Raw genomic sequence first — 9387 nt, 5'->3', positions numbered from 1 at the left:
TTCGCTGCGCTCGCAATGACGGTGTGGCAGCAGTCCGCCTACCGGCAGGACAAGCCCGCGTCGATCGTGGTCCAGAAGCCGCAATGTTCCGGCGCACGCATTGGCGCGCCGGCATGGGCTTCGAACAGATGGGCTTCGAACAGGAAGACCGCGACGGTGAAGACGATCAGGGCGGAGGAGAACAGGACGAAGCGGTTGCGCATGGGATTGCGTTTAATCGACATCGTGGTCGAATGATGGCGTCGTCGCGGGCTGAAACCATCACGGCGCGCCAACCGTAGATTCACGGTCGGCCATTCTCCGTGCAGGGCGGTGGTCGATGCGGGGCTGTCCGCTGTTGTTCCCAAGGGGCGGCCCCGCCTTCGCTCTCACGAGCTACGGCGCGGCGAGCCCTCATCCCAAGCCTACCGCGCCAGCCACTCCGCGACTTCCTTCTGCGACTCCGCGCGCGCCTGCGCATCGGTGCCGAGATGGCCGTGCTCGGGTGCGGCGGCATCAAGGCTGCCGGCGAGCGCATGCAGCGGCGTGTTGGCGCGGTCGAAATCGTGATAGGCGCCGGGATAGACCACGATGCGCGCGAGCGCGCTGCGGCCATGCGCACCCTCGACCATCTGGCGACAGGACGGCGGCGACGAGACGTCGTCATTGGCGCCGATCAGCACCAGCGTCGGCACCCGCGTGCTCCAGCCAAGGCCTGCGGAAATCCTGCAGTCCGGATAGAACGCGATCGCGGCGCGGAAATCCGGGCCCGCCTCGCGCGCAAGGTTTTGCGGACGCACGGCCCAGAGCAGCGCGCTGGCGCCATTCGCCCATCCCATCAGGCTGACGCGGTCGCGCGCAACCCAACTCTGCTTCATCAGCCAGGCACGCGACGCCGCGATGTCGGTGACACGTTCGCGCCGCGCCTTGACGTGGATGTCCTTGACGCGGCATTGCGGCCCGAGCTCGCGCGAGCCGTAGCTGTCAGGAAGCAGGACGGCGTTGCCAGACTTGAGCAGCCGCTCGGCCCATTCGCGATAACGCGGCAGGACGGAATCGGAATGGCCACCGAGCCCACCGCAGCCGTGCAGCGCGATCACGGTCGGAAACGGCCCCGCACCCTCGGGCTTGTAGAGCTGCGCATGCAGCACGCCGGACGCCAGCGGTATCTCGACCGGCTGCGGCGCCGGCGACGCTTGCGCGGCCGACATCAGCAACGTCAGGAACAGGGCGGTGAACGGAAGGCGCATCGAACTTTGCCGTTGGATCCTTCGCTCAAGCACTATCACGCGGAAACGGCGCCAAAACATCACAAACCGGTGGGTTTACCGGGCGGACAAGCCACCCTATCTATGCTACATCCCGTCCAACACATCGTGCCCTCCAAGGTGATCCCGGAGCGGCCTTCCACGGAGACTTTCGACCGTGCTGAACAAGTTCGGCCCCTCGGGCCATGGCGAAGCCCAGGTGCAGTATCTCGACGGCGATTTCCGCGTGATCTCGCCGGGGACCTTCGTGCGCTGCGCGATCACCGATACGCGCATCCCGCTCGACGAGTTGAAATACTGGAGCGTGGACCTGCAGGAAGCCTACGCCACGCCGGCCGCCGTGCTCGAGCGGCATTACCCGGGCGCGCCCAAGCCGCAGGCGTGAGGCGGCAAGCAGCAACTTCATCGAATTCTCCTGATCGTCTGAAAAGATAGGAGCTTGCGATGAATGGCGCCTGAATGTCCTCGTCGCCCTGACAGGACGACAGTGGGTTTCAGCGCCGTGAAAAGCGCCGCTCGCGCGCCTTGTAGAGATGATCGCTGATCAATTGCCGGAGCGCAGCCGGGTCGTCGAACTCGAGCTGGACGGCGAACGGCACGATGCCATCCGGCACGCCTTCGCGGCCGTGCAGACGGGCGAGATCCTTTTCCGTCGTCACCAGTGTTTGCTGCTCGCGCTGCGCCTCCGCAGCGAGGGCCGCGATCTCGTCGTTCGAAAACATGTGATGATCGGCGAAGGCCCGCGTAGCCGCGACCTCGATGCCGCTGGCGCGCAACGTGCGAAAAAACCGTTCGGGATCGCCAATGCCGGCGAACGCGAACACCGGCTTGCCCAGCAGTCTTGCGATCGATCCGGCGTCGGGTTTCAGCCGCGCGCGCAGCACCGGCTTGTTGCGCCTGGCAAGCTCGGCCGCGACATCATCGGCGGCACGGCCACCGCCGATCAGGACCAGCGCGTCGGTGCGCGCGAGCTGCGCCTTCAGCGGCGCACGCAGGGGACCGGCCGGAAACACCTTGCCGTTGCCGAGGCCGCGTTCGCTGTCGATCACGATCAGCGAGGTGTCCTTGAGAAGACGCGGGTTCTGGAAACCGTCGTCCATCAGGATCACGGTGGCGCTTTGCGACTTCGCCAGCACGACGCCGTCGAGGCGGTCGCGTGCGACCGTGACAGGAACGTCGCGCGCCATCATCAGCGGCTCGTCGCCGATGTCGGACGCGGTGTGACGCATCCGGTCGACCATTACCGGACCCTTGAGGCTGCCGCCATAGCCGCGACTGAGCACCACCGGCGTCTCGCCGAGCTCGCGCAGGAGCTTCGTCAGCGCCAGCACGGTCGGCGTCTTGCCGGCGCCGCCGACATGATAGTTGCCGACGCAGATCACGGGGATGCCGGCGTCTACGCCCTCGCGCAGCATCCGCCGTTCGGTGATCGCGCCGTAGAGCGCACCCAGCGGCCCCAATGCGTAGGATTCGAGCGAACGTGGCCGGTACCAGAAGGCCGGCTCACGCATTGGCGGCCCCCATCTCGATCCGCAGCTGCAGAAGATAAGGCTCGAGCGCGGTCATGGTGCGGTTGAGTGCGCCGCCGAGATCCTCGACCACGCCGGCGCCCGACTGCTGGATCTTCTGGCGCAGGGCGGGATCGGCGAGCAGCTGGCCGAGTTGCTTGATCAGCAGCTCCTGGGTGTCGGCCTGGCGCGCGCCGCCGCTGTGATCGAGCGCCTCGTAGACATCGGCAAAATTGAAGACGTGCGGACCATGGACGATGGCCGCGCCGAGCTTGATCGCTTCGATCGGATTCTGGCCGCCATGGTGGATCAGCGATCCGCCCATGAACACGATGTCCGAGAGGCGATAGAACAGGCCGAGCTCGCCCATGGTGTCGGCGATATAAACGTCGGTGGCCGCCGTCGGCAGCTCGTCGCGCGAGCGCAGGGCCGGCTTCAGGCCGGACGCCGTGATCAGGCCCGTGATCGAGGAGCCGCGATCCGGATGGCGCGGCACGATCACGGTCAGGAGCTGCGGGAAGAAACCGGCGAGGCTGCGATGCGCCGCCACCAGCATCTCCTCCTCGCCCGGATGGGTCGAGGCCGCGACGATGATCGGACGCCCGCGCGTCATCGCCATCAGCCGTTCGAGCTTGGCCGGATCGGCCGGCGGCGCGGGAACGTCGAGCTTGAGATTGCCCGTGGTGACGACGTCGCGGCCGCCGAGCGCCGAGAAGCGCTCGGCATCGGTCTTCGACTGCGCCAGACAAATGTCGAACCGCGACAACAGCGCCGAGATGGTGCCTTGCATGCGGCGCCAGCGCGGGAACGAGCGCGGCGACATCCGCCCGTTGATCAGCACCATCGGCACGCGGCGCGCGGCGCCGGCCAGGATCAGGTTCGGCCAGAGATCGGATTCGATGAACAGCGCCAGCGACGGCTTCCAATGATCGAGGAAGCGCGCGACATAACGCGGGGAATCATACGGCACGTATTGATGGATGACGTCGGGCGGAAAGCGCTTTGCCACAATGGCAGCCGACGTGACGGTGCCCGAGGTGAGCAGAATGCGCAGGTTCAGATCGCGCAAGCGCTCGATCAGGGCCGCCGCGGCGAGGACCTCGCCGACGCTGGCGCCGTGAATCCAGACCAGCGGACCGTGCGGCCGCACGTCCCGGGACAGGCCCCGCCGTTCGCCGACGCGCGCGGGATCTTCCTTGCCCTGCTTCAGGCGCCGCTTGATCAGCACAGGCGCGAGCGGCACCAGGCCGCGCGCCAGGCGCCGGTACATCCGCAGCGTCAACGGCAGCGAGCCGGGCAGCGATTTAGGCATCTGCAGGTCCCGGCCGGCCGAGTTGCGCATAGGCGCGGCGGGTCGCCTCGTTCAAGGTCTCCTCCAGCTCGAGCCGCAGCGCTTCCATGGTGGCGGCGTTCGCATCCGGCGGAACGTGGATTTCCTTGATGCCGACCAACGCGCCCCGCCCGAACGGCAGGTTGATGGTGGTGCGGTCCCAGTTCTGGAGCCGGACGAAGCGGCTGGTCGCCATCGCAAAAGGCATGATCGGCCGCCCCGATTCCCGTGCCAGCATGATGATGCCGAGCCCGGCCACGCGCGAGCGCTTGGGGACGTCGGCGGTCAGCGCGACATTACAACCGTCCTGGAGCGTCCGCACCATTTCCTTGAAGGCACCGACCCCGCCTTTGCGGTGAAACGCGCCGCCATGGTCGCCGGACCCGCGGATGGTGCCGATGCCGAGCCGCTCGGCGGCAATCGCGTTGAACTCGCCGTCGCGGTGACGGGAGATCAGGACCCTGGCCTTGTACCAGTCCTTGTTCTTGATGAAGGGGGTGAGGAAATGCTGGCCGTGCCAAAACGCGAAGATCGCCGGGATCTGCGGTTCGACGCGGTCATAGACGTCGGGCGGATCGAACGTGAACTTGTTCGTCCGCCAGACCAGACGCAGATATTCGGCCGCCAGGATTCCGACGGCACGCTGGACGAAGCTGCTCCTCAGCGTATTGCGAAGCAGCTTTTTCAACGCGCCGGTTCTTGATTCGGGTCGAGCAGCCGGTGGAGATGGACGATGAAATAGCGCATCTGCGCGTTGTCGACCGTGCTCTGCGCCTTGGCGCGCCAGGCGGCGTGGGCGGTCGCATAGTTCGGATAGAGGCCGACGATCTCGACGTCGTCGAGGTTCTTGAAGGTGTTGTGCTCGAGATCGACGAGCTCGCCGCCGACGACGAGGTGGAGCAGTTGTTGCGGGGCACTATCTGGCATCGGTTCTGTTCCTAACGGGCTGCCCGGCAAAGCAGTGTTCGACAAGCACGAGAAAGCGCTTCACGGCAAGGGGCGGTTTCGAAAATGCGAGACAATGTTCGCATGACGATCGCGACCCGCTGCCACCAGCACCCCATGCGTGACTTGCCGGCGGTTATAGAGGATGGGATCTCCGGAGAGATCGCTCATCCTACCATCGGCTTCCTGCACGATCAAATCCGCCGCCGCAAGGTCCCAATCATGACTGTTGCCGCCCGCGAAAGCCGCATCCAGCGCGCCGTGGGAGACCCGGCACAGCCGCAGCGCGAGCGAACCGATTCGCGGATGCAGCTTGATCTCGCCCAGTGACGGCTTCAGGCGCTCGACAAGGGGCTTCGGACCCGCGACCCGCGAGAAGTCGAGCTCGGATCCCGCCGTCGCCCGCACCGGCACGTCATTGAGGGTCGTGCCCTGGCCGCGGGCGGCGAAGAAGAACTCATCGCTCGTCGGCGCGAACACCGCGGCCAGCACCGGCGAGGCATCCTCGACCAGCGCGACGCTGACGCACCATTCGTCATGGCCGTTGAGGTAGTTGCGGGTGCCGTCGATGGGATCGACGATCCAGGTCAGTCGCCGCGACAGCCGCACCTCGTCGTCGGCGCTCTCCTCCGACAGCCAGCCATAGTCGGGCGTCGCCGCGCGCAGGCGAGCTTCCAGGAGATCGTTGACGGCAATGTCGGCTTCCGAGACCGGCGAGGACGCGCCCTTGGTCCACTTCTTCAGCTCGGTGCGGAACATCGACCGCGCGAGTGCGCCCGCCTCCCGCACCGTGTCTTGCAGCAGCGCCGCGTCGCGCGTCAGGATGGCTTCGCCTGTTGCGTTCGCGTCAACGTCCGCCAAGCGTCAAACCCTCGATGCGCACCGTCGGCGCATTGACGCCGTAGCGGAACTCGAGATTGTTCGCCGGCTGCATCGACTTGAATATCTCGAACAGATGGCCGGCGATCGTCACCTCGCTCACGGGATAAGTGAGCTCGCCGTTCTCGATCCAGAAGCCGGAGGCGCCGCGACTGTAATCGCCGGTGACGCCGTTGACGCCCGAGCCGATCAAATCGGTGACGTAGAAACCCTGCTTGATGTCGGAGATCAGCTCGGCCGGCGTCGGCGTGCCGGGTTCAAGGTGTAGATTATACGGCCCCGGCGACGGCGAGGAGGAGACGCCGCGATGGGCGTGGCCGGTGGTGGTGAGACCGAGCTCACGCGCGGTGGCGCAATCGAGCAGCCACGTCGTCAGCACGCCTTCGTCGATCAGCGCGATCTTCTTCACGGCAACGCCTTCGGCGTCGAACGTCTGCGAGCGCAGGCCGCGTTTGCGCAGGGGATCGTCGATGATGCGGATGTTCTTGGCGAACAGCTGCTGGCCGAGCTTGTCCTTCAGGAAGCTGGTCTTGCGCGCGATCGAAGCGCCATTGATGGCGCCGACGACATGACCGACCAGCGAGCCCGCGACGCGCGGATCGAACACCACAGGCACCTTGCAGGTCTCGACCTTGCGCGGATTGGCGCGGGCCACGGTGCGCTCGCCCGCGGAACGGCCGACGATCTCCGGCGACAGCAGATCGGCACCATGCGGCGCCGAGGTGAAATCGTAGTCGCGCTCCATGCCGGTGCCGTCGCCGACAATGGCGGTGGCGGAGATGCCCTGGCTGGACCGTAGATAAGAGCCGTGGAAGCCGGTGCTGGTGACGAGCACCATGCCGCCCATGCCGGCGGAGGCCGAGGCGCCGCCGGATTTGGTCACGCCCTTCACACCGAGCGCCGCAGCCTCGGCTTCGAGCGCGCGGCGCTCGAGTTCCGAGGTCGCGGGCACGTCGGGGTCGAGCAGATCGAGATCGGGGAAGTCGCGCGCGAGCAGTGCGGGATCGGCAAGGCCGACATATTTGTCGTCGGGTGCAACACGCGCCATCGCAACCGCTCGCTCGGCAAGCTTGGTCACGGCATCGCCGCTGGCGTCGTTGGTCGAGACCACCGCCTGGCGCCGGCCGACCAGCACGCGCAAGCCGACATCGTCACCCTCGGAACGTTCAGATTCCTCGACCCGGCCGTCGCGGACCTCGACGCCTTGCGAGACGCCGCGCACGGCGACCGCATCGGCCGCATCCGCGCCGGCGCGCCGGGCAGCCTCCACCAGCCGCTGCGCGAGATCGGAGAGCGCAGACTGATCGAACAGGTCGCGACCGGCTGTGGACGAATCCTTGGGCGAAAGCGTCGAGCTTGGTGAAGGGTTCACAAACGAAATCCTGTTGGGGCGGGCTGCGGGACCGGAACCCACAGATGTGCCCTGATCGCGCGGACTTCAAGCATTTTCAGCCCACCAAAAGCTCAGATTCGCAGCTTGCGCGCAACGTCTCGTCAATCATGCGTGCCAAGGTCTTGTCAATCATGAGCGGCGGTGAGGTTGGATTAACCAGCCTTTTTAAGCGGTTTCGGAAAGGCTCGCGCTAAGGTCCTCGCATCGACCGGGAACATAATCCCGGCGGGGAGAACTAAAGCCGTGAGGCGTCAAACAGCAACAAGCGGGATCGCTCCCGCCGGGTCGAGCCGCTCCCTGCGGCTCGACCCCCTTTCCCTTCCGGTCCGCTTCGATGCGCATGATCCGCGCGCCGACGGTTGTGTCCGGCAGATCGAGCTTCATCGCGAACGTGTCGTGCTGCGCCGTGCCGTCCGCGGCATGCAGATGGCGATCAACGTCCGCGTCAGCGACTTCATCGGCGTCGCGCTGCGCGGTAACGACGAAGCCCAGACCCTCGTCCTGGTGCATCGCGATCCCTCGCTCTCCATTCCGCTGCTGGTCAGCGCCGATGGCGACGAACTCGTTGAGGCCTGGGCGATCTGGAGCGAGCTGTTTGCGCTTCCGCAGCTCGACGAAGGCGCACGCAAACCCGCGCCACGCCGCCGCCGCGCCAACGCGATCTGCGACCGCCGTCCAAAATTTCTGATGCGCCGCCGCACCGGTGTCGCACGGGAATTGTCGGTGCATCGCGATGAGCGCGAGATCATCGCGCGGAGTTAAGCCGCCCGCATCACCGCGTCGGCCAATAACCCCGCAAACAACAACAGCCCCGCATCGCGGTTCGAATAGAACAGGCGCTTGCAGAGTTCGCCGTCGCTGATATTCAGCCGCGCGATCTGCGAGGCCAGATGCACGGCGAAGGCTCCAAGACCGAGCCAGGCCGGCCAGCGCGCATCGCCCGACGCCAGCGCCACGCCGATCAGCAGCACCGCGAGGCCGTAGAACAGGATCAGCGCCTGGTGCGTATGCGCACCGAACAGGCGCGCGGTGGACTTGATGCCGATCAGCGCATCGTCCTCGGCGTCCTGATGCGCATAGATCGTGTCATAGCCGATCACCCAGGAAATCGCGCCGGCATAGAGCACGAGCGCGGTGACGTCGATGCGCCCGAAGGTGACGGCAAATCCCATCAGGGCGCCCCAGGAGAACGCGAGCCCGAGCACGATCTGCGGCCACCAGGTGATGCGCTTCATGAACGGGTAGATCGCGACGATCAGCAATGAGGCGATGCCGGTCAGGATCGCGAAGCGGTTGAACTGCAGCAACACCACGAGCCCGATCAGCGCCTGCGCGACCATGAAGGCCAGCGCCTGCTTCGCGCTCACCTGGCCCGACGGCAGTGGCCGCGAGCGGGTGCGCTCGACCTTGTCGTCGAGGTCACGGTCGGTGATGTCGTTCCAGGTACAGCCTGCCCCTCGCATCACGAAGGCGCCGATGAAGAACAGGACGATGGTGAGCGGCAGGCCGCGGACGTCATGCGCCATGCCGGCGGCGAGCGCCGCCGACCACCAGCACGGCATCAACAGGAGCCAGGAGCCGATCGGACGATCGAAGCGGGACAAGCGCAAATAAGGCCGCGCCCATTGCGGTGCGCGCGTATCGACCCAGTTGCCGGTGGAATCGGCAACGCGGGCGGATGTGTCGCTCATCGGGTCAGGACGTTGCCGTTGAGTGTGTCGAAGGTGCTGCCGCCCTTCTTGCCCGCATTGGCCTCGGGCGCCGAGGCCGAACCCAGCACTTCGCTCAGCGACGGACCGGCCGGACCGCGCGGCTGGTTCTGCATCTGCTGCGCAACATTGCAGACCTTCGCCGCCATGGCCTCGGTGTTCTTGTGGCCGTCCTTCATCTGTGCGCCGACCTGCGCCGGAATCCCGCACTTCGAGGCGTTGGCCTCGATGTACTTGATCATCTTGGTCTCGGCCTGGCTGAAGTTGCGGATCAGCTTGCAGGCCTCGTCAGGCGGGGCGTGACGGTCGCTCGCGGCCTTGATCAGCTTGCCGCGCTTTTCGGCATCCTCGCGCAGAGGCATGAAGGCCTTCATGC

The 9387-nt window shown here is 66.2% G+C and carries 11 protein-coding genes and 1 pseudogene; 2 read left to right on the top strand and 10 right to left on the bottom strand.

Annotated elements, in window-relative coordinates:
- Positions 1 to 38: 38 nt before the first annotated feature.
- On the bottom strand, positions 39 to 224 hold the full coding sequence (locus tag IVB47_RS18820; RefSeq protein ID WP_197031108.1) for a hypothetical protein: 186 nt from the start codon (positions 222 to 224) through the stop codon (positions 39 to 41).
- A 180-nt stretch (positions 225 to 404) separates the two neighbouring features.
- Entirely contained in the window at positions 405 to 1229 is an 825-nt protein-coding gene (locus IVB47_RS18815) for a dienelactone hydrolase family protein (RefSeq protein WP_247463090.1), read from the bottom strand.
- A 175-nt stretch (positions 1230 to 1404) separates the two neighbouring features.
- Here IVB47_RS18815 and IVB47_RS18810 point away from each other — a divergent pair, with 175 nt between their 5' ends.
- On the top strand, positions 1405 to 1632 hold the full coding sequence (locus IVB47_RS18810) for a DUF2093 domain-containing protein (protein ID WP_007596922.1): 228 nt from the start codon (positions 1405 to 1407) through the stop codon (positions 1630 to 1632).
- 109 nt (positions 1633 to 1741) lie between these two features.
- On the opposite strand, the gene lpxK is transcribed toward IVB47_RS18810, so the two are convergent.
- From lpxK to IVB47_RS18780, 6 genes are read right to left on the bottom strand one after another with little or no spacing between them, the layout of a single operon-like run.
- Positions 1742 to 2758 (bottom strand): tetraacyldisaccharide 4'-kinase, encoded by a 1017-nt coding sequence (gene lpxK / locus IVB47_RS18805; protein ID WP_247463087.1) that lies wholly within the window; start codon positions 2756 to 2758, stop codon positions 1742 to 1744.
- Positions 2751 to 4097, bottom strand: coding sequence for a 3-deoxy-D-manno-octulosonic acid transferase (locus IVB47_RS18800; RefSeq protein WP_247463085.1), 1347 nt, complete (start codon positions 4095 to 4097; stop codon positions 2751 to 2753). Before IVB47_RS18800 ends, lpxK begins: the two co-directional genes overlap by 8 nt.
- Positions 4060 to 4773 (bottom strand): lysophospholipid acyltransferase family protein, encoded by a 714-nt coding sequence (locus IVB47_RS18795; RefSeq protein ID WP_027565427.1) that lies wholly within the window; start codon positions 4771 to 4773, stop codon positions 4060 to 4062. The genes IVB47_RS18800 and IVB47_RS18795 overlap by 38 nt, the downstream gene beginning before the upstream one ends.
- On the bottom strand, positions 4770 to 5012 hold the full coding sequence (locus IVB47_RS18790; protein ID WP_007596929.1) for a DUF4170 domain-containing protein: 243 nt from the start codon (positions 5010 to 5012) through the stop codon (positions 4770 to 4772). Before IVB47_RS18790 ends, IVB47_RS18795 begins: the two co-directional genes overlap by 4 nt.
- A 60-nt stretch (positions 5013 to 5072) precedes the next feature.
- Positions 5073 to 5891: a 3'(2'),5'-bisphosphate nucleotidase CysQ gene (locus tag IVB47_RS18785; RefSeq protein WP_247463083.1), complete on the bottom strand. Its 819-nt coding sequence runs from the start codon at positions 5889 to 5891 to the stop codon at positions 5073 to 5075.
- A complete protein-coding gene (locus IVB47_RS18780) occupies positions 5878 to 7281 on the bottom strand; it encodes a TldD/PmbA family protein (RefSeq protein WP_027565429.1) in 1404 nt (467 codons plus the stop codon). The genes IVB47_RS18785 and IVB47_RS18780 overlap by 14 nt, the downstream gene beginning before the upstream one ends.
- A 264-nt stretch (positions 7282 to 7545) precedes the next feature.
- Here IVB47_RS18780 and IVB47_RS18775 point away from each other — a divergent pair, with 264 nt between their 5' ends.
- Positions 7546 to 8064, top strand: a complete 519-nt coding sequence (locus IVB47_RS18775; protein WP_247463080.1) for a DUF6101 family protein — start codon at positions 7546 to 7548, stop codon at positions 8062 to 8064.
- On the opposite strand, the gene ubiA is transcribed toward IVB47_RS18775, so the two are convergent.
- Together ubiA and IVB47_RS18765 are read right to left on the bottom strand one after the other, a co-directional pair.
- Complete coding sequence (gene ubiA, locus IVB47_RS18770) at positions 8061 to 8993, bottom strand: 4-hydroxybenzoate octaprenyltransferase (protein ID WP_247357934.1); 933 nt, start codon at positions 8991 to 8993, stop codon at positions 8061 to 8063. The two genes, IVB47_RS18775 and ubiA, sit on opposite strands and share 4 nt — an antisense overlap.
- A pseudogene (locus IVB47_RS18765) lies at positions 8990 to 9387 on the bottom strand (hypothetical protein); the annotation flags it as partial. The gene ubiA and the pseudogene IVB47_RS18765, both read right to left, overlap by 4 nt.

It is taken from the genome of Bradyrhizobium sp. 62, from assembly GCF_023073035.1.
GTDB lineage: Bacteria > Pseudomonadota > Alphaproteobacteria > Rhizobiales > Xanthobacteraceae > Bradyrhizobium.
The sequence above is the reverse complement of the archived record's forward strand: the minus strand, read 5'-3'. Positions and strand labels throughout refer to the sequence as shown.